General features: G+C 36.2%; 28 protein-coding genes and 2 pseudogenes. 13 read left to right on the top strand and 17 right to left on the bottom strand.

Features of this window, described 5'->3' with window-relative positions; translation table 11 throughout:
* Nucleotides 1–181: 181 nt before the first annotated feature.
* The 3 genes and pseudogenes from Q7657_RS04650 to Q7657_RS04640 all read right to left on the bottom strand — a co-directional run bounded on the left by Q7657_RS04650 (nt 182) and on the right by Q7657_RS04640 (nt 2,715).
* Complete coding sequence (locus Q7657_RS04650) at nt 182–1,069, bottom strand: hypothetical protein (protein ID WP_107165798.1); 888 nt, start codon at nt 1,067–1,069, stop codon at nt 182–184.
* A gap of 142 nt (nt 1,070–1,211) precedes the next feature.
* Nucleotides 1,212–1,436 (bottom strand): annotated as a pseudogene (locus tag Q7657_RS04645) (hypothetical protein); the annotation flags it as partial.
* Nucleotides 1,437–2,118: 682 nt separating this feature from the next.
* Entirely contained in the window at nt 2,119–2,715 is a 597-nt protein-coding gene (locus Q7657_RS04640; RefSeq protein WP_107165796.1) for a hypothetical protein, read from the bottom strand.
* 337 nt (nt 2,716–3,052) lie between these two features.
* Here Q7657_RS04640 and Q7657_RS04635 point away from each other — a divergent pair, with 337 nt between their 5' ends.
* Entirely contained in the window at nt 3,053–3,352 is a 300-nt protein-coding gene (locus Q7657_RS04635; RefSeq protein WP_107165795.1) for an excalibur calcium-binding domain-containing protein, read from the top strand.
* A 38-nt stretch (nt 3,353–3,390) separates the two neighbouring features.
* The gene (locus Q7657_RS04630; protein ID WP_146146402.1) at nt 3,391–3,702 is read left to right on the top strand and encodes a hypothetical protein; all 312 of its coding nucleotides are present in this window, start codon (nt 3,391–3,393) and stop codon (nt 3,700–3,702) included.
* Between the two features lie 32 nt (nt 3,703–3,734).
* On the opposite strand, the gene Q7657_RS04625 is transcribed toward Q7657_RS04630, so the two are convergent.
* The 4 genes from Q7657_RS04625 to trhO form a co-directional block, all read right to left on the bottom strand.
* Complete coding sequence (locus Q7657_RS04625) at nt 3,735–5,036, bottom strand: type II toxin-antitoxin system HipA family toxin (RefSeq protein WP_107165793.1); 1,302 nt, start codon at nt 5,034–5,036, stop codon at nt 3,735–3,737.
* A gap of 2 nt (nt 5,037–5,038) precedes the next feature.
* Nucleotides 5,039–5,299, bottom strand: a complete 261-nt coding sequence (locus Q7657_RS04620) for a helix-turn-helix domain-containing protein (protein ID WP_107165792.1) — start codon at nt 5,297–5,299, stop codon at nt 5,039–5,041.
* A gap of 138 nt (nt 5,300–5,437) precedes the next feature.
* Nucleotides 5,438–5,977 (bottom strand): porin family protein, encoded by a 540-nt coding sequence (locus tag Q7657_RS04615; protein WP_107165791.1) that lies wholly within the window; start codon nt 5,975–5,977, stop codon nt 5,438–5,440.
* A 337-nt stretch (nt 5,978–6,314) separates the two neighbouring features.
* Nucleotides 6,315–7,298 carry an oxygen-dependent tRNA uridine(34) hydroxylase TrhO gene (gene trhO / locus Q7657_RS04610; protein WP_107165790.1) on the bottom strand — a complete coding sequence of 328 codons (984 nt, stop codon included), beginning with the start codon at nt 7,296–7,298 and terminating at the stop codon, nt 6,315–6,317.
* A 326-nt stretch (nt 7,299–7,624) separates the two neighbouring features.
* On the opposite strand from trhO, the gene Q7657_RS04605 reads away from it, so the two are divergent.
* The 3 genes from Q7657_RS04605 (at nt 7,625) to Q7657_RS04595 (ending at nt 10,097) form a co-directional block, all read left to right on the top strand.
* The gene (locus Q7657_RS04605) at nt 7,625–8,089 is read left to right on the top strand and encodes a hypothetical protein (protein WP_107165789.1); all 465 of its coding nucleotides are present in this window, start codon (nt 7,625–7,627) and stop codon (nt 8,087–8,089) included.
* Between the two features lie 117 nt (nt 8,090–8,206).
* Entirely contained in the window at nt 8,207–8,602 is a 396-nt protein-coding gene (locus tag Q7657_RS04600; protein WP_107165788.1) for a hypothetical protein, read from the top strand.
* A 379-nt stretch (nt 8,603–8,981) separates the two neighbouring features.
* On the top strand, nt 8,982–10,097 hold the full coding sequence (locus Q7657_RS04595) for an alpha/beta hydrolase (protein ID WP_107165787.1): 1,116 nt from the start codon (nt 8,982–8,984) through the stop codon (nt 10,095–10,097).
* 95 nt (nt 10,098–10,192) lie between these two features.
* Here Q7657_RS04595 and lepB read toward each other — a convergent pair whose 3' ends face one another.
* Nucleotides 10,193–11,083, bottom strand: a complete 891-nt coding sequence (gene lepB, locus Q7657_RS04590) for a signal peptidase I (protein WP_107165786.1) — start codon at nt 11,081–11,083, stop codon at nt 10,193–10,195.
* 135 nt (nt 11,084–11,218) lie between these two features.
* On the bottom strand, nt 11,219–11,608 hold the full coding sequence (locus Q7657_RS04585) for a hypothetical protein (RefSeq protein WP_107165785.1): 390 nt from the start codon (nt 11,606–11,608) through the stop codon (nt 11,219–11,221).
* Between the two features lie 104 nt (nt 11,609–11,712).
* On the opposite strand from Q7657_RS04585, the gene Q7657_RS04580 reads away from it, so the two are divergent.
* Nucleotides 11,713–12,135, top strand: coding sequence for a hypothetical protein (locus tag Q7657_RS04580; protein ID WP_107165784.1), 423 nt, complete (start codon nt 11,713–11,715; stop codon nt 12,133–12,135).
* Between the two features lie 537 nt (nt 12,136–12,672).
* Entirely contained in the window at nt 12,673–13,611 is a 939-nt protein-coding gene (locus Q7657_RS04575) for a Gfo/Idh/MocA family protein (protein ID WP_107165782.1), read from the top strand.
* 55 nt (nt 13,612–13,666) lie between these two features.
* On the opposite strand, the gene Q7657_RS04570 is transcribed toward Q7657_RS04575, so the two are convergent.
* The 3 genes and pseudogenes from Q7657_RS04570 to Q7657_RS04560 form a co-directional block, all read right to left on the bottom strand.
* Nucleotides 13,667–14,446, bottom strand: coding sequence for a helix-turn-helix transcriptional regulator (locus Q7657_RS04570; RefSeq protein WP_107165781.1), 780 nt, complete (start codon nt 14,444–14,446; stop codon nt 13,667–13,669).
* A 63-nt stretch (nt 14,447–14,509) separates the two neighbouring features.
* Nucleotides 14,510–14,989, bottom strand: a complete 480-nt coding sequence (locus Q7657_RS04565; RefSeq protein WP_008989324.1) for a YbhB/YbcL family Raf kinase inhibitor-like protein — start codon at nt 14,987–14,989, stop codon at nt 14,510–14,512.
* 197 nt (nt 14,990–15,186) lie between these two features.
* Nucleotides 15,187–16,618: pseudogene (locus Q7657_RS04560) on the bottom strand (amidohydrolase).
* Between the two features lie 265 nt (nt 16,619–16,883).
* Here Q7657_RS04560 and Q7657_RS04555 point away from each other — a divergent pair.
* Together Q7657_RS04555 and Q7657_RS04550 are read left to right on the top strand one after the other, a co-directional pair.
* Nucleotides 16,884–17,132, top strand: a complete 249-nt coding sequence (locus Q7657_RS04555; protein ID WP_107165780.1) for a DinI-like family protein — start codon at nt 16,884–16,886, stop codon at nt 17,130–17,132.
* Between the two features lie 135 nt (nt 17,133–17,267).
* Nucleotides 17,268–17,645, top strand: coding sequence for a cupin domain-containing protein (locus tag Q7657_RS04550; protein ID WP_107165779.1), 378 nt, complete (start codon nt 17,268–17,270; stop codon nt 17,643–17,645).
* A gap of 93 nt (nt 17,646–17,738) precedes the next feature.
* Here Q7657_RS04550 and Q7657_RS04545 read toward each other — a convergent pair whose 3' ends face one another.
* On the bottom strand, nt 17,739–18,089 hold the full coding sequence (locus Q7657_RS04545; RefSeq protein WP_053989069.1) for a hypothetical protein: 351 nt from the start codon (nt 18,087–18,089) through the stop codon (nt 17,739–17,741).
* A 49-nt stretch (nt 18,090–18,138) separates the two neighbouring features.
* Nucleotides 18,139–18,879 (bottom strand): GIN domain-containing protein, encoded by a 741-nt coding sequence (locus Q7657_RS04540; protein WP_107165778.1) that lies wholly within the window; start codon nt 18,877–18,879, stop codon nt 18,139–18,141.
* 297 nt (nt 18,880–19,176) lie between these two features.
* Here Q7657_RS04540 and Q7657_RS04535 point away from each other — a divergent pair, with 297 nt between their 5' ends.
* Both Q7657_RS04535 and Q7657_RS04530 read left to right on the top strand, forming a co-directional pair.
* Nucleotides 19,177–20,619, top strand: a complete 1,443-nt coding sequence (locus Q7657_RS04535) for a tyrosine-type recombinase/integrase (RefSeq protein WP_107165777.1) — start codon at nt 19,177–19,179, stop codon at nt 20,617–20,619.
* A gap of 114 nt (nt 20,620–20,733) precedes the next feature.
* Nucleotides 20,734–20,994: a hypothetical protein gene (locus tag Q7657_RS04530; RefSeq protein ID WP_498826165.1), complete on the top strand. Its 261-nt coding sequence runs from the start codon at nt 20,734–20,736 to the stop codon at nt 20,992–20,994.
* A 5-nt stretch (nt 20,995–20,999) separates the two neighbouring features.
* On the opposite strand, the gene Q7657_RS04525 is transcribed toward Q7657_RS04530, so the two are convergent.
* Nucleotides 21,000–22,241, bottom strand: a complete 1,242-nt coding sequence (locus tag Q7657_RS04525; protein ID WP_498826161.1) for an Nramp family divalent metal transporter — start codon at nt 22,239–22,241, stop codon at nt 21,000–21,002.
* A 439-nt stretch (nt 22,242–22,680) separates the two neighbouring features.
* On the opposite strand from Q7657_RS04525, the gene rpoS reads away from it, so the two are divergent.
* Nucleotides 22,681–23,556 carry an RNA polymerase sigma factor RpoS gene (gene rpoS, locus Q7657_RS04520; RefSeq protein ID WP_053989065.1) on the top strand — a complete coding sequence of 292 codons (876 nt, stop codon included), beginning with the start codon at nt 22,681–22,683 and terminating at the stop codon, nt 23,554–23,556.
* Between the two features lie 102 nt (nt 23,557–23,658).
* Nucleotides 23,659–24,204, top strand: a complete 546-nt coding sequence (locus tag Q7657_RS04515) for a YceB family lipoprotein (protein WP_107165775.1) — start codon at nt 23,659–23,661, stop codon at nt 24,202–24,204.
* 115 nt (nt 24,205–24,319) lie between these two features.
* Here the strand turns inward: Q7657_RS04515 and Q7657_RS04510 are convergent, their stop codons facing one another.
* A complete protein-coding gene (locus tag Q7657_RS04510; protein WP_107165774.1) occupies nt 24,320–24,628 on the bottom strand; it encodes a hypothetical protein in 309 nt (102 codons plus the stop codon).
* A 104-nt stretch (nt 24,629–24,732) separates the two neighbouring features.
* Nucleotides 24,733–25,239 carry a GNAT family N-acetyltransferase gene (locus tag Q7657_RS04505; RefSeq protein WP_107165773.1) on the bottom strand — a complete coding sequence of 169 codons (507 nt, stop codon included), beginning with the start codon at nt 25,237–25,239 and terminating at the stop codon, nt 24,733–24,735.
* Nucleotides 25,240–25,254 lie beyond the last annotated feature (15 nt).

Here is a 25,254-nt window from a genome sequence, read left to right as displayed (position 1 = left end):
ATTTAATAGTATTCAACATTTAGTTTATAGATGTGATTCTATTTGTATGTGCGGCTTCTTTTTTTAGAAATATTTACATCTAGATCTACCACTTTCTAAATTATCTATCACTTCAGAGCCAGAAGATTCCCCCTGATGTCTGTTAAACAAAAAGGGGAAGGTATAATTTTTTATTTAAATATTACTTTGAGAAATCCAAAAATTTTTGTTGATAATGTTCATACAGAGAAGACCAGACATCCTCATTGACAGAATGTAATGGAATGTACTCTTCAAAAATTACACCATTTTCATTTGGGTAAGCAAGTTCGGTGTATGCATGTATTGGGTTATCTGCACATAATGCAAGCCAGCACTCAAGGCATTCCTCTTTAAATAATGTTATTTCAATTGGTTCAGAGTAATCCTCAAGCAAATGACGTAAGTTTTGCATGTCAAAAAAATCGTGAAATTCACCAATATTATCAAAAAGGTAGCTAGAAAATAAAGCGATTGAACGTTTATCCCATAGCCTATATTTGTGGTATTTTTGAGTGTAAATTTCTTCTACTCTATCAAGAAGGTAATTTGTTGTTAAAGCATATAAATATCCACTGCCATTTGGTATAGGTTCTAGATCATAATAATGCCTATAATCAAATAAATAGCGTAGAGTGAGTTTTTCTGCAATTGATTTTACTGAACCTTTTAATGCAATATCATTATTAGCTAGCTTTTGGGAAGAATAAGCTATTGTATTTGCGAGATCTCTAGATATTTTATCAGCGGCTGATTTTTCGCATTCAAAAAGCTTTGCAATCAGATATTCTTTAGCTGAAATTTCGAAAGGATCTTTTTTTTCAGAGGGGAGGCGGCAATAGGATAAAATCGATTTAATGCTACATTCTAACGATTGAAGTACTGATTGTTGGTCTAAATTGAGGTTATGATTTTCACAAAATAAGGCTAATTCTTCTTCGAAACTTCTGAGGATTTCTTGCTTTACGCTTTCAACTTCACAGACTTCTTCGCTTGTTAAAATTTTATCATACGTACAATTAAAAGGTTCAAAGACTTTATAGTCTGGCATGTTTATATCCTCTAGTTTTATTCGTTAAAATTTAATCAACGTAGCTTGTTAAAAAATCACTGATAATTTAGATTTTATTAAGATCATATTTCAATACCCTTGTTATTCAATTAAGGTATTTATGCCTTAATTTTAATACATTTTAATTATGAATGTATTGTAAGTGAATATGTGTTTGAGTATCACCACTCTCTGAAACCATTAGTGCATCTTCAATTTCGACACCAAGGTATTCAATCCTGCTTTCGAGCTTAGCATGACCAAGAAGTAACTGAATAGCGCGAAGATTCTTGGTTTTGGCGTAGCTCAAAGAAGCTTTGGTACTGCGTAGGGAATCTGTATCATATTGGGCTTTATCTAACCCAATATAGGGACAAAAGTGAGTTATCTTCGCTTAATTTCTATATTTTCGGCCACTTCCATTGGTCTTGATATTGTTCATAATATCGGTCTTTAAGCCACTGTAAATCATCTTCCCAGTTACGAATAGGTACACTCATATCTACACTTTTTCGCTTAGCATTGCGAATTAAGGCAGCCAATGTTTCTGCCATTTTTTTTAGTCGTCCAGCAGAACTAGGTTTGGCCCATTGTGCGATATATTCCTCACTTTCCACGAGAGGAAGGTACTGCGTATATACGTTTTTCAGAATCTCAATGCGTTCATTTTTTTAAATGAATTAAGAAATCTTGATTTAAGAGCTATTGGTAATTAATACCTAACTTGAAGAACAAGGCAAATTAACTATTTGCTGAAGTATCTTAAAGAAGGGTGATAATTACCTATTTTATGGTAAATCACGATACTGTTAAATTGAAGTCATGAACTTAACGTACTCCCAGAAACACCAAGATATGAAGTTATACGCAACCCTAACTAAAATCATTCAGATCCTAAAGGAGGGAGCTAAACCATTGATTTAATACTACTCATGAACTTAAAGTAAAACCCGAGTTATTTAACATAAGGTACATAATGCGCACTAATGTCATTATAACCAAGGTGAAGTTTTTCTAATGCAAAGCTAGACTATATCCAACAAGTAAATTTAATCAAAACTAACCATCGCATTGCTCTTATTTGCCAAAGTATTTTGGATTTTTACAATAATAGGCATTGTTCTCTGCCTTAAAATCCCGACGGTTTCAAGATCATGACTAAAGTTACATTTATCACCTTTAATTCTTTTACTACATATATTTGCCATAAATTCATAGAACTCTTTCATTACAACTGAAAGTTCTCCATGTTCATCTTTCATTTCTGGTAGATATAAATTTACAATTAATCTTGCTTTACTATATATATCATCTGGTTTTTCAATATTATCACCTACAATACAGTGGAAATACTCAACCATAAACGTGGGTAGTTTATCAAGGTAGATGTAATATTCTTCTATCTTTTCTCTAATAAGTTTGTCTGCTTCTTGTTTTTTCCAAACTTGATGCTTTATATCTTCCTTAACTTGCTCTGTTGCTTCTGCTAAGGATACTTGTTGTTCCTTGATTTCATTTAGGTTATCGGATATTACTTGTATTTCTGCATCTTTTTGAGCATATGTTTTCCAATAAATAGCAAAAGCACCAAGTAAAGCACCACCAACAGCGCTTACTGAGTGGGTAATAATTTCTTCTAATGACATAGCTTCTTCAGATAAAAGATAAAACACTGATACTATTGCAACTTACGATAAGTTAACATGTTTAATATCAATAAAAACATGTTGATGGAATCATTTGATAAACTATTCAAGTAATAGGCAACCATGACACCCCTTCCATTTCATACTGATACATCAGCGTATTACATTGCTGCTTACGTCTAGGATTCGACACATTTAGTATTTGCACCCTATTGTGATCACTGTTGTGTGACGGTTCACACAAATGCTCATATTCATTGTTTTGTATATTAAATCACTTTGGGACAGCAAGGATTGCTGTGGTTGGTTTAATGCTCTTCAGTTAATAAGGAATGATATGAAGAAGCTTATTTTACTCGCTGTTATTGGTTATGCCGCTTGGCATTATTATGAAAATCAAGGTTTTGATTTACGAGATAAGATAGACGTTGAATTGTCCGATTTAAAAATTACGAAAAAGTATGCGAGTAAAAGTGATAGCTTCGATCAAGATTCAAACTTTACTTGTGATGGTCGTCAGTATTGTAGTCAAATGACATCACGTAAAGAGGCTGAATTTTTCCTAGAACATTGTCCAGATACCAAAATGGATGGTGATTTAGATGGTATTCCGTGTGAAAACGATTCTAGATTCTAGTTATCACGTTAGCAGTAAAGCTAAGTAGGATTAACAATATGGCTAAACATCAATGTCCGCACTGTCACTCACCTATTGCTTTGAGCTGGTTTTTCTTTAGTGGCTTAAAAACCAAGTATCGTTGTGTGACGTGTTCTTCACTCATGGGATGGAATAGCCGAAGAAAAATGGTTGGAATGTTTACCTCAGCTTTAATACCTATGCTGATTTTTTCTTTAAATACATTTACGCAAAATATGGTGTTGAGTGTGTATATCCCCTTGGTATTAGCGACTTTCGTTTTATGGCGAGTACCAAAGCAATATGATTTGCTAGATGATGATAAAGAGAAAACTAAACATAAGGCATGAAAATAGTCGCTCATGCCTTTGCTTTGTTTGTACTAATCTAATAAACGCCCTGCTTGTTTTAACACGCCATTAAATATCGATTCGCTAATATCTATAGGAAAGTCTTGGGGTAATTGCTGACGGACTTTTTCTATTACACTTGGCGCTTGGCTTTTCATCTCGCTCATCAATTCATTAGCACGTTGAGTCGAAAATCCAACTGTTTTAGCTGTACTTAAAAAATGACGAGGCTGAATGGTTTGCCATTTGTAATATTTCTTGGTACCCGTTAATGCCATCGCCATTTTCGCTTTCTGTTTGGGAATACTTTTCGAGTCCATTAATGGATAAGCTGAAATAATGTCGTATAACGGTGTCATGCGATAACGGCTTTCAGGCTCTAAATAGACACTGAAGTTTTTACCATGACCATCAATGGCTGCTAATAACCAAAATAAGATCTGTGCTTTAAAGAACACTTCTCGATCATGGTTAGAGGTTTGCGAACCAAGTAAAAACTGCATGATGCTGGCAATGTTTGGCCCACCGTCAGATTCATATTTTAATGCAGGTGCTACACCTAATGCTTGGCACATGTCTTCTTGTGGTAAACGCATCAGCCAGCTACCGTCTTGTGACCATCGACGATCAAAGCGTGTCAGTGCCAATGCTTTTATGTCTTCAACTTGAATAATGTTGGCATCATTAACATCAAAGCCAAAGGCTGATGCGATTTTTAAACATAGCCATTCGTTTTCACAACTATCACTTAAGTCTATGTTTTTATGCGGTAAGATCCCGATTGGCAATTTTAAAATATGGCTAGTTGGTGTTGAACCTTGTGGTAAATGCCATTGATTTTGATACCACAGCAAGCCGGTTTTCTCTTGTGCGCCCGCAATGGAGATACGAAAGTCATCCATATCATCTAGCATGCCGAGTGGTGCATCACTTTGATAACCACGTAATACCTGTGCCATACGTGATTCGGTTAAGGGCTCTGCCTGTATTTGCCTCACATCCTGTAGGCTATGTTGTGGTGAATATAGCTGAATAGCACCAACACAATCGCCACCTATTTTACTTAGTAGATCAAAGGGACGCTTGGTTGCAGCTTGAAAGCGAGATTGTATACGGCTGCGTATTTCTTCGTTATCAGGCAATAAGTTATCGAAGAAGTTGTAAGGAATATCACCATGATAAGCATCGTGGCGTAATGGCATGGAGAGTGATATTGCACGAGCACCTGGGCGAGATAACCAGCTAGGATCGTATTGAAATGAAACCGCACCAGAGTTGGCTTTGGTTAAGCTGCCGACTAAAATCCCATTCATTGCAACCGTTAACACGTCCATGGTTACCACTCCTCATTCCACTTCTGTTGTGCGGTGTGTGGCTCGGTGTTTGTGTTACGAGGCTGAACATGCAGTTCTAGATCTAACGCGGCGAGTAACTTAAAAAGCGTTTCTAGCTTGGTGCTTTCTGGGTTATTTTCAAACGCAGATACGGTGGTTTGTTTAATCCCCACCAGTTTTGCGGTATCACTTTGGGTTCTGCTTTGTGCTTTACGTTGGTCTCGCACTGCATTGGCAAGCATTTTAGCTGATGTGATTTGCATGGTTTCCACTTTAAATTATCCGCTATAAAGGATATTTAAAGTATATCCCCTATAACGGATATTTTCAATTTATCCGCTATAAAGGATATCCCGGTATTATCCTCTACAGCGGATAATACGTTACGCTAAGTGAGGTAATTAAAAACGGTAGCTTGTGCCAACATAGAAATTGTTCATAGTTAAAATTGAGCTGTCAGCAAACTGGTAACCTACGTTGATACCCATTCCGTTATGGAAGCGTTTTTCCCAACCCACTTGCAGGTCGGCACCAACCTTACTTTCATTATGTTTTACGTTATTCATTTTGTAATCAACATCGTGATAAGCAACACCAACTTTTGCGTACAATGCATTACCATGACTTAATGGATATTGCCCGTACAGTGATAAACGTGGTCCACCGTATGACGATACATCAGCTGATGACAGTAAGCTGGTAAAATCGCTAAAAATACCATCATAGCTTCGTGTGTAGCCGGCTTCTACCCCCATGTAATCGCTCAGCATATGACGATAATAGATATCAAATGCAACGGTATCTCCATCATTCGCATCATATTTTAGTTTAAAGTTTTGGGTGCCATAACCAATAGAACCGCCAATGATATTCTCGTTCGCTACTGCAGTTTGAGATAGCAAAGTAAGTGATAATAAAGTGAAAGCTGTTTTTAATCGCATGTTATCTCCTATCAGTAAATAGGCTTACGTTATAAGCTTATTTATTGATATTTATATATTTTTTATAGTTATATGAATAAGTAAAAGCAGACGGTTTATCTACTACTTGAGTGACGCTATTTGTTTAGGTCGGCAAGTATATGAATAGATTATGAATGGAAACTGAACAGTGAATGATTTGTATTTGTATAAGGAATGTATAATTGGGTGTGGATTGATTATGTGTATGTAACATTAGGTGAAATATCAACACATAAGCTGAGTTATAAAAAAGGAATAAGCATTGCTACCTATTCCTTTTATGTTTGTACTATTTAAAAACGGATATGGTTTGATTTTACTTTTTAGCTGTACGTTGCTGCTCTTTATGGGCAAGTTTGGCTTGTTTACGTTGTTCGATAAGTTGTGATGCATCACCACCAACATGGGTTTCACCACGCGCATTAGCTAATTGCACTTGTTTTTCACGTTCGCGGAAACGGGCTTTCTGCTCATCGCTGTGTTTATCAATACATTTTGGACAACTTACGCCTTGTTCAAAATGCTCTGATGCTTTGTCTTGTTCTGTGATTGGTAATCGACAGGCATTACACACATCGTAATGACTTTTTTCTAATTGATGATTAACCGCAACACGACCATCAAACACATAACAATCGCCTTCCCATAGGCTTTCTTCTTGCGGTACTTCTTCTAGATATTTAAGAATGCCACCTTCTAGGTGATAGACTTCTTCAAAGCCTTGCTCTTTCATGTAAGCGGTTGATTTTTCGCAGCGAATACCACCTGTACAGAACATCGCAACTTTTTTATGCTTAGTCGGATCAAGGTTTTCTTTCACATATTGCGGAAACTCGCGGAAGGTTTCAGTATTTGGGTTTACTGCGTTTTTAAACGTACCAATATCTACTTCGTAATCGTTACGAGTATCAACCAGTACGACATCGGGATCAGAGATCAGTGCATTCCACTCTTTTGGTTTTACATAAGTTCCCACTACATGGCGAGGATCAATCCCTTCCACACCCATGGTGACGATCTCTTTTTTGAGTTTTACCTTGGTGCGATTAAATGGCTGCTCTGCATTGTACGATTCTTTATAAACCACATCTGCTAAGCGTGGATCTTGCTTAAACCATTGCAGTAAAGCATTAATGGATTCTCGTTTTCCAGCGACGGTACCGTTGATCCCTTCACTCGCTAGTAGCAATGTGCCTCTGATGTTATTGGCTTCTAATAGATCTTTGAGTGGCTGTTGGATTTGTTGGTAATCATCAAGTGCAACAAACTTATAAAGTGCACATACGACGTATTGTGTCATTGTTCTTCCCTCTGCGAGCTGGATCGTAAATCCAGAGCGATATCCATAGTATTTATAACCATAGCTTTTTTAAAAGCGGTTGCAGTATAAACAACTCGCACAACGACAAAAACCAACTAAAAACAGGGAGATAACTCTTTATTCTCTGTTTTAAATCCCTGATTTTTTAAACTCTTTTCACATTAATATCAAAGATGGTCTTAACATATTGATTTTTATGTTATTTATTAATTATTGATAACAATCAAGATTGTTGATCATATTGATTAAGCTAATGAATACTAAAAACAGACATATTTACGATTAAAAGAGATTCAGTCATTAAGATGAAACAGAATACGAAGAAAGAAATAAAGCCGCTTTATCGTAAAGTGAATACCAGAACCCGAGGTGTTCGGCATCGTCATGGTAGCGATTATAGTAAAACTCGGCACAGAGATGATGTGTTAACAGGGATGCGAAAAGGCATTCAACGAGGATTGGATTACACGCCTTTATATAAATTTCTACTGTCCAAAATTGGTGGTTGTTGGAATACGATCTACAGCGAAGCTGTTTCAAGATTAGATAAACCAGATCCTATTTTTAAGATGGTTGCTAAGCGATATGAATTAGGCAATGACATAATGCTTGTAAGTGAAAGCACTTATTTTAGTGGCTTATATATTGATAAAGAAGGCACACTGCAAGTGGTTAACCCTGATATAAATGAAAATAGCTTAAAGCCATTATGCAAATGTTGCACACATACATTTAATGGTATCCCCTTTAGTCAAAAATATACTGATTAATAAATAGATAAATAAACTAAATTTGAAAAAAGTTTGATTTTGGTGTGGTTTTTATGAGTTTTTTAACTCACATGCTCATTATATTAATGTTTAACGATTACTAAATTGATATGAAAAATGAGTATTAAACGATTATGTTCAGCATTAGTGCTTGGACTATTATTAACTGGTTGTGCTGACAGTAATGTTTCTTCATCTAATGTGCCTGATTTACCTATTAGTCAGCAAACTAAAGGGCGGGTTTATATTGTTAAATCTGATTTACCAGCTAACGTAAAGTACGAAGAAGTAGGTAAAGTTAAAGCTAATGCCAGATATGGTTATGACAGTGTAGTGACCTTATATCCACTATTGGCAGATGAAGCGAGAAAAATTGGGGCAAATGCCGTTATTGATTTATATGGCGGTCATACGGTTACTGCTTTTTCTTGGGGCGCACCTTATACCGGCGGCACCGCTATTAAAGTCGAAGATCTAGAGCAAATAAAACAATCTGATGTAGAGATCTATTAATCTTATTTATTGATATTTTTTCTTTGCTGTTTCTCTTTTATTGTTTGCCTGTATTGATCCATCAGTACAGGCTTTTTTTATTCCTAAGATAGCTAATTACAAATATTATCCAGAACAAAAAAGTGACAGTGTAATGTGCTCTACGATAAATTAAGTGACATTGTAACTATTGGTAGTATTGCTGGATGTTAGAATCACTTGTTGTTTTTAAACTTACCCCCCCCCTTTTTATATTGAAATTATTTAATTTAATATCAAGTAGTTACTTAAGGTTTGATTTTGGTTTGGTTTTTATGTGGTGATGGTTTAGACGGTTTTTAACGAAATCTATAACCTTGCCTCCATCAACACCAAACACGTAAACATGATCGAGGTTTTAATGAAATATTATAAGCAATGGTTACTTGCCGCAGCATTTTCTATTCTTGCTGGCTGTAATTCTGGTTCGGGTTCTTCAGATACAAAAACAGTAACCAGAGTAAAACCTGCAGCAGATTATAATTTTAATGAGGATGAAATTGCGAAGCTTATAAATGATCGTGAAACGTACCTTAATAGTATTGATCTTTCTTTTGACGGTACGATTTATCATCACGTTAAGTTCGCACACCCAGTGAGTGACGACCTCATGATTGTGAAATTAGCTGATAATTACGATAATGATATTGATTTAATGATTGATTTTAGTGATGACGCAACATGTGTTATTTATAAAAAAGATATGTACAAAGAATTTTTTGATTGTGGTGAGTTTAATAAATCCATAACAGATGATTCGACATTTATTCAATCAACATCAATACCACAAATGAATAATGTCATGCTGACTTATGAAAACGATAAAATTGAATATTTACCTGCTATTGGTTCAACCTTATTAACAGTTGAATATTATAGCGATCAAATTGATATTTTAACTTCATTTGCATTTAAAGATTTCTATAACGAATTCTTAAAAGATAATCAGGATATTACAGAGCGTGACCTTAATCGTTCATCGTTAGGTTTAACAACTTATCAGCAGTTATCTGATATTGTTCAAGACTATTACGGTCAGAATATGCTATTGAAGTTTGATAATCATATTGGTGGTAGCATGGATGATGATATTAATATGTATACTGGCTTGATGATTCGAAATAATCATATGTTAACAATGGTTACTCGCAATGGTTCTGTGTTTTCTGGTGGTACAGATTTGTTCACTGCAGGTGAAAAGCGCATTCTACAACTAGCGCAGCCTGTTACTAACATTGAGCTAACGAAACAAGTGGGTGTTCATAGTTGGGCTGAAGATGATAAAACAGCAAAAGAATTCCCTTTTACAGATTTAAGCCATCGTAAACAAGCGACCTACTTTGCAAAAATGTTGGGTAATAAAGGCGTTGATTTCTACCTATACACTCTAGATTCAGCACCTGCATCAGGTGAGCATTGGGTAACAAACGACGAATCGGCTAAATATGGCTTAATCTCAGGGACTTATTACGAATAAAAACACATTATAACCAATAAAAAACCGACATGTTTTGGCATGTCGGTTTTTTTGTTTTAAGTTAGGTGTTCAATAATCCTTTTGGTGTTCATCGCTTAATGAATGGCACCAATACGGTTGAATCTCACCCCATTTGGTAACCAACTTGGCCATGATGAATCAGGATTATGATTAAAGGTGAAACTGATCCAAATGAATGTCGCCTTACCAACGAGGTTTTGCTCTGGCATAAAGCCCCAGTATCGGCTATCAAGGCTGTTATCACGGTTATCACCCATTGCAAAGTAATGACCTTTAGGTACAACCCACTCGCCTACAGGAGAGCCTGGTTGTTGGTAATAGCGGTTATACATTTCAGGTAGATTAGGATCACGTAAAATACGATGTTCGACGTTACCTAAATGTTCTTGGTATTCATCTAAATCAGTACCTAGCTCAGTAAATTTACTTACGCCAATATACTTTTTAGGTACTTCGTAAGTGGCTGGGCACTCTTTCTGACCGTTACAAGCAGGCTTAATATATAAGGTTTTGTCACGGTAAATAACGGTATCGCCTGGCAAACCAACAACACGTTTGATTAAATCAATCTTAGGGTTTTCAGGGTCGATAAATACCGTAATGTCACCACGCTGAGGCTTACCCGTTGGTATTAGTGTTTTATGGAAAACGGGATCACGTAAACCATAAGCAAACTTTTCTACGCCAATAAAATCACCCGGTAATAACGTTGGTTGCATAGAACCACTCGGAATTTGAAATGGTTCTATGATAAATGAGCGAATGATTAAGATAGCAAAAAGTACAGGAAACATTGAGCGAGCTTGTGCTACCCACCCTGTTTGTTCTTCATTGGTAACGCCCGTTTCTTTCTCTCTTTGAGGTTGCCAGCGGTACTTATCTAAAAAGAAGAAGATCCCTGTTATCAGGGTTGCTAGCGTAAGTATGAGCGAAAACAATTCCGCTGAGTTAATAAATGAAAGCATGTTTTATCCAAGGGCAATGTATTGTTCTAATAATAGTTCTAGCGTATTGAACATGAATAACTTATTAAAGAAAACGCCCTGAATTCGCAAACTTTGATCCCACTTGCGCGGTATTTGATAAATGACCTGTTGCGGTTAATCCTCTTGCTCATGTGGGTATAAAGTAAAAGCAAAACCTAAGCCTAAATCCGCTAACTGTTTAATCACACTTGGTTTAATTTGCTCAATAAAAGCACGATGTGTTGATGAGGTATTGTAACCAACATTCATCACTTTATGGGAAATGCTATTCCACTCTGCTTTGACGCTATCTGGCATACTTTTAAGCCAATTACAGTGGTTTTCCAAACAACTATTGGCAGAGTTATAGTCATCAAAAGAGAGATTGGTTATCCATTGTGGATCATAATTATCTGGCGGGTAGATTTCAGTGCCTGAATACTTTTTATTTATAAACTCAAGCAATGCATAAAATGGCTGCTCTGCATGAAGCTCTAAATCGACAGTAATATATGTTGTTTTCATGATAACTACCTATTTTTGTTTTCTTCAGGTGTTTTTACTCAGTAAATGGCATGATGACTGCGTTAAGATTAGTTTTGAAGAAACGTAACAATATAAGGATAACGATGACTTATCAACAATGGGCATTAATTGCAGATATTTATACGCCAGTGATCGCATTGGTGTGTTTTATTTCAATTCTACGGGTGATGTTAAAAGGTAACATGCAGCAAGGGTTAATACGGTTAGGATTGGTAATTCTGTCGACTATATTTATCTATACCATGATGTTCATTGATAATATCTTGCATATTTGGCCTGCATTTGGACTTGATTACAGTACCCACACAGCTATCGCGCTTGTCTTTGTTTCGTATTTCATTGTCTATAAATCGCGATTAATGCACCTGATGGTGATATCAATGATTAGCTATGCCCTGCTCATGGTTCATCAGCATTATCATAGTGTTGCTGATATCGTTACCACCGCAGTGGTTATTTTGCCCATAACGCTGTTAATTCAATCTCAAAGGTTTGTTAAGTGTTAATCATATATTTCGATTATTTTGAAATCGGATAAAAAATGAGAGCAAAATATTACCTAGCTGTCTATTTTTTGTGTTACTAGGTGTGCTTTTTATAAATTAATGCATTTTGTTCTGTTATTAACTCATTTTATTATGTTAAGTTTGATGCATAGATGTTGATGTGAATTAGAGTGTATATATGAGATTGATAAAATTAAGCTACAAGATGTTTTACTATGCATCGTTGGCCATTACGATCTTTTACACCTACCATTTTTTTTCATTGGCTTTTAATCGCTATTCTGTGCTGCCGCAATGCATTATTTTGTCTCTATTTAAATGTGTAGCGAGTGGTGTTATCACGCTTGTCGTGTTACGTGCTAGTTATCGTGAAGAAAATAAGCACTTAAGTAAACGCTTCGCAAAATATGATCAGCGAGCTATTAAGCGTGATTATATGGATTAGTTAAATATACTAAATAGCGATATCTTCAGCTTATCTTCAGCTTTGTTACGATATAAAGCCAAAAGGAAGTAAGCCTAAAATAAGGGTAATAAATGAGAATTGGGGTTATTGGCTTAGGTGATATTGCACAAAAGGCATATCTACCTATCATGACGCAACTGAACAATGTCGAGCTTGTTTTCTGTACTCGTGATGCCTCTGTACTGGCTGCATTGTCTGAAAAATACCGTATCAAACATTGTTATAGTGATTACCGTGAATTAACAAAGCAACATGTCGATGCGGTAATGATCCATGCCGCAACCAGTGTGCATTTTGATGTGGCATTTTGGTTTCTCACTCAAGGTATTCCTACTTTTGTTGATAAACCTCTCGTCGATAGCGGTGAGCAAGTTGAACTGCTTTATAACTTAGCTGAGAAATACCAAACCCCTCTTTATGTTGGCTTTAATCGTCGTCATATCCCGCTTTACAATAAACACCTCCCTGAATTAGCTTCCGGTAATGTTGGTGAATTACTTTCACTGCGTTGGGAAAAGAATCGTCATAATTTACCCGGTGATATTCATACCTTTATTTTTGATGATTTTATTCACGCTCTAGACAGCGTTAACTTAAATTGTAAATCCACTTTAGAAGATGTTTACCTCACCCACCAAATGAGCGGTAACCAACTTTCTCGTGTTGATGTGCAATGGCAAGCAGGACAGTGTTTACTTCATGCCTCAATGAATCGTTTAACGGGTATTACCAATGAAACGGTATCGGCGACTTACTACAATCAGTCATATCAATTTCCAGCATTTACCCGAGGTCAACGTTGGCTCAATAATGAAGAGCGTATTCTAACGAGTGAAGATTGGACGCCAATGTTAGCAACCAAAGGTTTTGAGGCGATGATCAAAGATTGGTTATATGTGGTGGAGGAAGGTTCAATGCCAATGCATACCATTGAGCGAAATATTTCTTCTCATCAATTAGCTGATGCAATTTCTCACCAATTACGCAGCATTTTTAAAACTGACGCGTAATTAGTATGTTATTTGGTGACGTTGTCACTAGAGTGAAATACCATTAACGTTATGGTTAATGGTATTCAAATGTCTTTTGATATTGTTTTAGCGTTAAGCCAAATTGATGCTGAAATCGCTGAGCAAAACGCAATTCTGATTTATAGCCACAAAGGTTTGCCAACTCTATTTGTGAGTATGGTTTGTTTTGCAATAAGCTAAGTGCATATCCCATTCTCAGCTGAGCTAACACCTCTCTAAATTGAGTGTTCTCTTCTTTTAAACGTCTAATCAACGTCGATTTACTCAAGCCAAAATGCTCACAAACCGATTCAATTGAATGGTTAGCTTGAGGATCTTCATTGAAATACTGCGTAAGTTTATCTCGCCAACTTAAGCTACGTACCGTAAAAAGTTGATGTAATTGCCCGTCATTCGCTAAGTGCTCAAACAATGCATTAACGATATGTTTTTGTACGTTTGGCTCAATATCTTTTGGCATGGTAATGATACTTTGCCATAGGTATTTCGCAGTGCCGTTAATGCTATATTCCGGTGTTTGTTCTGCTTGGTGATTTTCTAACGAACGCTCAATTAACGCATCACTTGGTCGGATCATAAAGCTCAATTGCGTTGAGAAAAACTGACTTTGGTTTGGGTTATTGATAAAGGTTAACGAAGTATTACCGTGCGATAATAACCAATTTTTACTATTGAAACTGATCCAATCATTTTGCCACTGCAACTGTTTCTCCCCTTGCTGGATCCAGAAAATCGAAGGGTAAATAATCGGTACATTGCGTAGACGTTGCGGCTGGCTACCGTTGTAATAGCTAAGCTTAATAATACTATTCATAGTCTATACAAAAGCCCTGTTTACCTAGTTGTTAAGGTAAACAGGGCTCTTACTCTATCTTAATTAACGAGTGTAAGTCGCTGTAATTGTAGATTTACCTAGAGAAGTCATGTTTAGCATGAAGCTAACAAGTGCGCATGATGCATCATCTGGTACTTCTAATTTTTCTACTGGTAATGCCCATACCGTGAATTGGTAACGGTGCATACCATGACCTTCTGGAGGACAAGCACCGCCGTAACCGTTGAAACCGTAGTCGTTACGCATTTCAAGACCAGCTGCTAATTTACCTGAAGCGCCCTGCTCTAATGATGTTGTTGATGCAGGAATGTTGATCACTTGCCAGTGCCAGAAACCACAACCTGTTGGAGCGTCTGGATCGAAACAAGTTACAGCGAAACTTTTTGTACCTTCAGGTGCATTTGCCCACTCTAGCTGTGGAGAAACGTTATCACCATCGTGACCGAAGCTATTGAATGAAAAACGTTTTTCTTTTGGTTGACCTTCAGCAAGGTCGTTACTGCGTAGTGTAAAGGCTGTCATTTTCGATGTCCTATTGTTTTCTTGTTGAGATAATAATAAGACGAATCGACCAAAGATACACATCCAAAAGTGTCAATTTTAGTTTTTATTCCTAATGTTTGATACTTTCTGTATTTTATTTGATTAATATGTTGTTTTAGTGGGGAAAAGTAGCGCTTATCACATTGATAAAGGGTAATAAACGCTACTGATAGGTATTACTTCATAAGGCTTGGTGATTTGATGGCGTCTTTTGCCAGCTCTTTAGCAAAGTCTTGAATGTCTGCTTCTATCTTATCGATTTCGTGATTGATAGATCCCACATTCACGGTCTTCATTTCACGTTTTTCCATCACTACCTTACCGTTAACAATGGTCGTGTCCACGTTGCTTGGGTTTGCTTGGTACACTAAGGTTGCATACGGATTGTAATTAGGACGCATATTTGCTGAATCTGTTTCAACAATAATGATATCGGCTTTCTTCCCTGCTTCTAACGAACCAATTTGATCATCCATATGTAACGCTTTAGCTCCACCAATGGTGGCTAACTCAATGACCTGCTCTGGGATCATAATAGTGCGATCATCATGCTTTAGACGTTGCATGTTAGCGGCATAACTTAAGGTACGCCATAGATCGACTTGGTTAGAGCTCATTGGTCCATCTGTACCTAAACCCATTGGAATGTCTTGTTGATACATTTCCCATGCCGGTGCAATACCCGTTGCTCCTTTGGCATTTGCCATTGGGTTGTAAGCAATACCTGCACCTGATTGTTTCACCAATGCAATGTCATCTTTGGTTAAATGAATGCTGTGTGCCAGCACCATACGATCGTTTAATACCCCGATTTTATTTAGCCATGCAACAGGGCTAAGTTTGTCGGTATTATCTTGAATGCGCTCTGCTTCATTGCCAAATTCACTTACGTGGATCAACACAGGTACATCTAATTTTTTAGATAATACATTGATTTCTTGTAATTTATCCTCTGCTACTGTGTATACCGCATGTGGCGCAAAAGCTGGCGTGATCAACGGATCGTTTTTGTATTCACTGATAAATTGCTTGGCATATTCAATTCCACCATGAGGCTCTTTCGCATCAACCACTGGGAACTTAATCACTGTTTCACCCAGTACAGCACGTAAGCCGATCTCTTTAGTTGCTTTGGCCATTTCATCCATGTGGTAATACATGTCAGCGTAGGTCGTGACACCACTTTGTGCTAAATCCAATGTGCCTAAACGGGTTGCTTGATAGATAAGATTACGGCTTAATTTCTCTTTTTCTAATGGGAAGAAATATGCAAACAAACGGTTCGCAATCCCTTCTTCACCTAAGCCACGAAACGCAATCATAGGTAAGTGATTATGCGTGTTGATCATACCCGGCATAACAATGCCATCTTGAGCATCAATCACTTTGGTCGCTGAATATTGCTTAAGTAATTCACTTGAGCCAATCGCAATAATTTGATCATCTTTAACAACAACGACACCCTGCTTAATGATGTCTTTATTGCCATTCATGGTTAACACTTGACCGTTCTTAATGATCAGAGTGGCGTTAAAGGTTTAGTTGTGAAGTTTGAGAACAGGCAGAAAGCAGGCTTACAGCCAACAGTGAAAGCGTGAGTTTTTTCATAAAAAAGGATAAGCACAGTAAAGAAAGTGGCGAAAGTATGCCGATTCCATCAAATCAAGTAAACGTTTGCGTAAAGGTGTTACATGAGTTTTGTGATCTATGCATTTTTTGAACTTGAATAAATATATTAATGGTCAAAATTAGTCCAATAACGCTGGGTATTAATAAAATCAGTTAATTACGACCATTTAAATCTTGAATTGATGTTCTAAACTACTGTTTATAAAATCACTGTTGTTATATACAGTTGGATGTAAGTAATACTATGCGTATTGAATTAATGATTAACAAACTTAACTTATCTGAAGCTCATTTTACTAAAATCGATGAAGAATTTACTCGTCGTATCAATGCCGTTTGGCCTGATGCAAATGTACGTGTTCGTCTTGGCGGCAACAATGATCTGAGTGTTTTAGGTTGTTTAGCTGATGATAAAGAACGTGTTGAAGTGCTTTTACAAGAAATGTTTGATGAAGCAGATGAGTGGTTATACAACGATATCGACATGTATTAACTATCCATGTAACAAAATTGCATAGTTCATGTAGCACGGTTATTTGGTTAATTAGCTTGCTAATTTGTCTATCTATAAAGCAGTTTTCATCGCCTATAATAAACACATATTCATCAAACAGTTATGTGGTTTACTATGAGTGATTTTATTTCTAAGAATATCTGGTCTGATTTTACTAAAGATCCTGAAATGCCAGGATTTAGCTTCCGCGATACAGATGAGAAAAACGAGAACTGTGTAACTGCACTACTTGAACGTTGGGATGCAGGCACTTACGAAGCACCACACCATCACCCAAACGACGATATGTCGATCATTGTTAAAGGTGAAGTTGCGATTCAGTTTTACATTAAGCAAGACGGTGAATTAGTAAAAGATGGTGAAGAAGTGATTCTGAGTGCGGGTCAAACTGGCTACATTCAAGCAAATCGTATTCACAGTGTGCTATACAAAACAGATTGCGATATGGTTTATATTCAAGATCGTGTATTCGGTTTTGAAGCTGACGAATAAGCAACTTATACCGCTATTGGTTTTAAAAAATAGTTTAAATAGATTTTTAAAACAAATACTTAAAACAGCCATTCAATGAGTGGCTGTTTTTATTTATAGCACTATCCATGGTTCGTGATGAACCAATTCAAATTGGATGTTTTCACCTTCAACGGTGAAATGCAGTTTTTCGTTATAGGTATCTATTTCATCTTGGTTGTTACAAGGCCAGAAAAAATGAATACCATAACTGACTGTTGCGTAACCACTTTTCAAATCAGATGACATTTCAACCATGTCTACATTCAAACTGCCCGTAGCAAACTGATAACGTAAATCTTGTTGATCATGTTTAGTGAATAAGGCTGGTGAAAACTCGCTCTCATGCCCTTGCACATATTCAATAATGTTTTCAGCGACTGAGACTTCTTTATTGATTGCAAAACTAACTGCTTGTGTCGTCATAATGCACTCCTTATCTATGGCATCATCATTACACATTTAGCATAAAACGTCAGTCTTCGTAGCAAAAATTGATTTTGCTATTATCGTTGGTGGTTATTTTAGTTTCTGCCTCTTTGTTTACAACGATGGATGAATCATCTTCCATCACGCCATTGATAGTACTTTTCGATGTATTACACATAGTGGCGATCGAACGTTCTTTCATATCAAGCTCGACTTGATTCACTCTTGCTGATAATTCAAAAAGTGAATCTGTCATCAATGATAAGTTAAGTTTCCCCAATGCTTTTTTGGCATCGACAGATGATGACTGAAATGCAGTGACCGTCATATTCTCTGCAACAACATTCACCTTTGCATGCGCATTATCGGTTAATGTTATATCTAAGTTTGTTGTTGAACCGTGTAACTCCGCATATGATTTTTCAACCAAACTAGCAGTAAATCGAGTTGAATCTATAGCGCAATCATCGATATCTACATTGGCATGATTTTCAATAAGCATTTTTACAAGCGGTTTAGCAACGGTCACATTAGCAACAATATTTGTTTTTGGGTTTTCTTCGGTTGCTGAATAAAGTTTTAATGTTGCGTTGTACACTTGTAATTTAACATTTTCTAACTCATCCCCTTCAAACGAAATAGACGGCAATTTTCCACAACTAACGTTCACTGTTAAGTTATTTATATTGCTATCAATTTCATTAAATTGTTTTAAGTAGATATTCGTTGCACTAGCACTGGTGGAACAAAAGCAACAAAGTAAGATCAGGCTCTTTAATCGTTTCATACCCACACATCCTTTTCCCCCTAATAGTCTAAGTATATGTAATTACAACTTACTTCAGCGTATCAAGTTTACAACTGCATGTGACACCGTAACACTTTAATTGTTTTATATATGACGAGTATTGCATCGGTAAATTTATCAAAAATGGAGATATTTGAGCTCGATTTTTAATCTAATATGGCATTGTAAGATCATAAAATACGATCATTAGTTTTTATGTAACTAACAGATTTATATAGTAATTTATTCTCAGTCTTATATAATATCTCTTATAGCAGATCTAAAATATCATTCGTAATGCCAAATAATGTTCCAATTGATCCACGTTCCTTCTCTCTTAGAGCCACTTCGTTACGTCAACAAACAGAGCTTGCACAACGTGTAAACCAGATCCAATACGCATCATCAAACCCTGCACTTTCTTATATTTACTCTTTAGCTGCAACGGATACTACTGGCGGACAAGCGAATGCTAGGTATACGTTAGAACGATTAGCGCGTTATGTTATGGGCGATAGTTTTCAACTAATTGATTGGAAAGTATTATTTTTAGATCAAATAAAGCTATTTGATGCAGTTAGGGCTTTCTTAATTCTTCGTGCGAAGCAAAAGGCAAAGATGAAGAATCAGTTCTTTTCTGCTGAATTACCTTTAAAAAACTTACAAGTTAAGCCCCTGCTGAATGCATTGATGGCGGTAGCTAAAATGCTGCATTCTGAAAAAATCCTTTCTCTATCGGAAGTTAGCGAACTTGAAGATCGTATTGCCAAATTTAAACTGAGTGATAGTAAAAAAGTAAGTTTGGAGCAAGGCTGGTTACAACCTAATCCCCCACAGTTTTATCAATTCGAATTGACGACTCAATCTCGTGTCATGTTAGAAGCATTTAGCTGTTTTTGTATTAGAAGTTGTATTGAAAGGTTTGATTGGCTCCCCCTTCTGTATGCACCAGTACTTCAATCAACGATGCAATCATTCTTAATGGATCGAATTGAAAATACATTAGGCGATCAAAAGAAATCTTATGCGCCAGCTACTGCTGATAATTTACTTCGAATGTTACGTGGCGTTGCACAACATGCATGGTTAGCAGAATTGATCTCAGTTGAAACATTAGAACGTATCAAAGCGATAAAACTACCTAGAGGTTCTCGCCAATCAAGTGGTCGATATTTAAGTTATCAAGAATTAGATCACATCTCAGCACTAACATTAGATCAAAAAAATAAAGCTAAGGCGTTGAGAGATAATGCTATTTTTTGGTTGATGTATGAAGCAGGTTTACGTCGAGCAGAAGTGGTGAGTTTAAATATCTACGATATTGATATGGAGCGTTGCCAACTTCGGGTACTTGGTAAAGGTAATAAAGAACGCTATGTGCCTTTTTCGACAAAGAGTGATCTTTATCAGTCGATGCAGCAATGGCTTTTTATTCGTCAACAAAATAGCCATTTAGATAAGCCTGCACTATTTTGTACTATCAACCGTTATCAAGCTTTAACTCACCAAAGACTCACTACACAGACATTGAATGATTTGTGTAAGGGGGTGAATAAGAAAGGATTTAATAGAATAGTCTCACCTCATGATTTTCGACATTCGGTGGCAACAAACTTACTTCGTTCGGGATTCGATCTACTTTTAGTCAGTAAATTTATGGGACATAGCAGCATTACGACAACGCAACGCTACGATAGACGTACAGACGATGATCTGAAAGGTGTGATTCCAGGGCGATAATGTAACTGATTAATTCATCGTATTTATAAAATCATGTACGAACTCTCAATTTTGGACATATTCAATTTAATGCTTTATTAAATATGAAATATAATATTCCAGATAAAGGAGTTCATGATGAAAATGTGTGTTATTGCTTCAATTATTTCGATTATTTTACTTATTTCTTTCCCATCAGGAGCACGTAGTTTCGAACAATATGTAGAACAGTATAATGTTTTGCCATGTGAAGGATTAAAAGTTAAACAGGAAAGTTTAAAAAAACGTGCACCAATGATAAAGAATGTGTCATCAAATAAAGAAATTAAAACATTTAAAAATCAACAAAAAGCAGTTAGCTATCTGATCAAGAAGAAGAAATGTTCTTCTTCTTAATCAATTTAGGAAAGTGTCACTAAAAGATAAGCATTTAGGGCTACAACCAAAGTAACAATCACAATACCTGCATAATTTACATAGCTATTATTTTTGAACTCCCCCATTAACTTTTTACTGTTGGTGAAAATCAGTAATGGGATAATAGCAAGTGCAATACCAAAGCTAAGCACGACTTGGCTCATCACTAGAATTTCTGTCGTATTAATAGCTAATGCAATAACAATAAATGACGGAACCATTGTTACAACACGGCGTAATAGCAAAGGTATTTTGAACTTAACAAAACCTTGCATAACCACATCACCAGCCATCGTTCCGACTACTGTTGATGATAAACCCGACGCAATTAGCGAGACTGCAAACAATGTTGATGCTGCTTTACCAACAAGTGGTGTTAATGTTTGATACGCTGTTTCTATCTCAGCAATATGTTGATTACCTGAATAGTGAAATACCGCTGCTGCCATTGCAACAATCGCAATATTTACAAAACCAGCAATAACCATAGCAATCAGTACATCTACACGTGTTGATTTTAAACGTCTTTTTTTACTTTCGCCGTAAGTGTTTTTAAATAGGGCTGAATGCAAGTAGATAACATGTGGCATTACTGTCGCACCTAAAATACCAGCGGCAAGATAGATTTGATGCGAATTATCCAATGTCGGAATAATAAGCCCCTTCACCATTTCGTGTGTTTGAGGCTGAGCAAACAATAATTCAACAACATATACCACCGCAACAAGCAGTAATAATGAACCGATAACAACTTCTAATGGTTTTTGGCTTTTATTGTTAAGCATAAGAATGGCCATTGTCACCACTGCAGTGATCATTGCACCTTCCATTAAACTAACACCAAACAACAATTGAAAACCTACTGAAGCACCGATAAATTCGGCAAGATCTGTTGCCATAGCAATAATTTCGGCTTGAATCCAGTAAGGACCAATTGCCCATTTCGGTAGGTGATCACGCAGGTGTTCTGCTAAGTTCTTCCCTGTCACTATGCCTAATTTAGCAGACAAGTATTGGATTAACATCGCCATTAAATTGGCCCATAAAACGACCCAAAGTAATTGATAACCAAAAGCCGAACCAGACTCAATATTGGTTGCAAAGTTACCTGGATCGATATAGCCAATAGCAGCAATAAATGCAGGGCCCAGTAATAAAAGTTTTTTCTTTAGCTTTAGGCTAAAGCTAGCCATTTCAGGCTTAATAGAAATTGATGAACAGGCCATAGCTAACTCCTTATTTAGACTAAGCTATACTATCAACCTGTAAATGATAATCAATATCATTTAATCTCAATTATCGGTATGTTAGTTTACGCAAATAGATAAAAGATAACTAATAGTTAAATACTATCTAAAGTTTGATATAGAAAAACGAAAGTATAAAACAGCGTTATGAATTGCTAGAGAATAAACGCTATATAAATATATTTATTATTAAACAGTTAGTTAGTCGTTATTTATTTTAAATAAAATTATCAATAAACCATAAAAACCACAATTTGATGTATATGTAATATCAATTTCAAAATGTGATCATATACAATAATTTTATTAACAATTTAATAAAATAGCTGTATATGATATTCCTTTATGGTAGTGTGACCTCCGTTGCTTATGGAAATTTATAAAAAAGTAATCGTAAAAGGCATACCGAGGACGTTGTATGGATGTTTACAAGAAAGAAGATCTAGTTTCACAGGGTGGAGATATTGTCCATTTATACCTAAAGGATATAGCGGAGAAAGATCTACTAAGCAAAGAGGATGAAATTCTTTATAGCCGAAAAAGTTTAGCTGGTGATAAAAATAGCAAAAAAGTGTTAATTGAAAGTAATTTAAGACTAGTTGTTAGCATCGCTAAAAAATATCGCGGCAGCACGATACATATTAGTGATTTAATTGATGAGGGTAATATTGGACTTATTACTGCAGTCGAAAAATTCGATCCTGAGAAAGGCTTTCGATTCTCAACTTATGCTACGTGGTGGATAAAACAAACCATTGAGCGTGCTATCCATAACCAAGGCAGAACCATTCGTCTACCTGTGCATGTTTCAAAAGAAATTAATACTATTGTTAGAGCACACAAACAGTTGGTTAAGAAAAATAATCAAGAACCAAGTGCTGAACAAGTTGCTGATGTTTTAAATAAATCGCTGGATGATGTATCGACAACCCTTTCGTATGACACCCCTATTATCTCTTACGATCAAACAGTGAATGGAGAAACCAATGCACAATCAATGGCCGCATTGATTGCTGATGAAACTATAGCCAAGCCAGATCAACATGTTGATGATTTAGCCATTGAAAAAATCACTACTAATGTGCTCAATTGCTTGAATAAACGCGATAAAGAAATTATCTGTCGCCGCTTTGGCTTGTTGGGCTACGAAGCACAAACTCTGCAAGAAGTAGCTGAAGAAGTTGGCTTAACACGTGAACGTATTCGTCAATTGCAAGTCACCTCACTATCAAAGCTTAAAAATTCACTAACTAGAGATAATTACGACTTATCAGTTTTGTTTGCTAACGGTTAAGTTTTTCATTTGTTTCAAGAAGCACGTAGGTTTACGTGCTTCTTTTGTTTATCATGAGCTATAAGTAATAGAATCATTATTCACTTGCTATTAAGGATTTATATGCGTTTTAGAGCTCTGATCATCGCAAGCTGTGCATTTATTTTTGCAGGCTGTAGTAGTTACGGTGTCACTGAAAGTGAAATGCAAAACTACATCAATAAAGAAACAAATGTTGAACGTTCCGTTGGGATTCAAGGTATCGCCTACGCCACTGGTCGTTTAGATAAAGTCAAAGTAGGTATCGGTCGTGTCGCTGATAATCGTGTAAACGTTGACGCTACTGCAACAGCAAAGTTAGAGTTAGCCGGTCAAGCACCACAAGATATTGTTTTGAATGCTAACTTTAGTGCTATTCCTTATTATAATCCTGATGAAGGTGCGATTTACTTACGCAGCTTAAATATTGAATCACTGAATATTAAACCAGAAAGATTCAATAATATGCTAACTAAACCAGTGGTTACACCTTTTGTCTCCATCATCGGTCAAGTGCTATCAACTCAACCTGTTTATAAACTCGACGAGTCAGAAATGAAGCAAGCTTTACTTAAATCTACTAAGCCTGATCTCATTATTAAGAATCATCAATTAGTACTTGATTGGTAATTTTTAATTACTCCACTATATAAAGTTATAGTGCATTAGTTATTATATGAACGAAAAAAGAGGTACAATCGCTACCTCTTTTTATTATCAAAATAAAATACATATACTAGATAATTTATTTTGATATATCTTTGATTTTTAAATCGATTTGCTGTTTACAACAAGTTTTGTTATCACCCTTTAGTGGGCAACTTCTCCAGCCTTTTGGACAAGGAAAAACATAATTTGATGTACAGGTCTTAATGCTACCACCTGTACATTTTAATTCTCTTTCTAACGGACTTGCTTGAATATGCTGCTGAGGCGTTTCATTGTCAGGCTCAGGTACTTTTGACATATTAGCGTAACTAAGTTGGCTCATAAGCACTAAAGAAAGCATGACAAACAAATAACTTATTTTTTGAATAACGAGTTGATAATTCATAACTATATCCATAGTGATAGTTTTACAATCAAAACCTCTCTTAAAGATAATAGAATCAATAACTCATTCCTGCGACTCAGCTCTCCCCTAGCATACCGCCATGATTAATCGCCAAATTGATAACGATTATTACTCAATCCGTAAAGTTCTATCTTACCGATATTCTCAAATCCTAATTTAATAAGTAGCTGATTAGATGGAATATTATCAGGATATGTCACAGCTTGGATCTTCGTTAAACCATAACGTTTCATTTCATCTGCAATAACTGCTTCAGCCGCTTCAAAAGCATAACCTTTACCACAATATTGGCTCAAAAATGCATAACCTAAATCAGGATATGTTAGCTCTGGTCGCTTTAACAAACCACACATCCCTATCGCTGTATTCGTCGACTTCAAAATAACCATGTTTAAGCCGAATCCATTAGCCTCATAACATGCCATTGGGCCTTGAGTTAAATAACGAATAGCATCTTCGTGGCTACGTACAGCTTTATCTGCGATATATCGAATAAATGACTCTTCATTAAGCAAACGAATGATAAAGTCAGTATCCGTTAGTTCAAATTTACGAATCACTAGCGCTTCTGTTTCACAGACAATATGCATATAGGCTTCCTAAAA

Origin of the sequence: Candidatus Photobacterium acropomis (assembly GCF_030685555.1) — a bacterium.
Lineage (GTDB): Bacteria > Pseudomonadota > Gammaproteobacteria > Enterobacterales > Vibrionaceae > Photobacterium > Photobacterium lucens.
The sequence above is the reverse complement of the archived record's forward strand: the minus strand, read 5'-3'. Positions and strand labels throughout refer to the sequence as shown.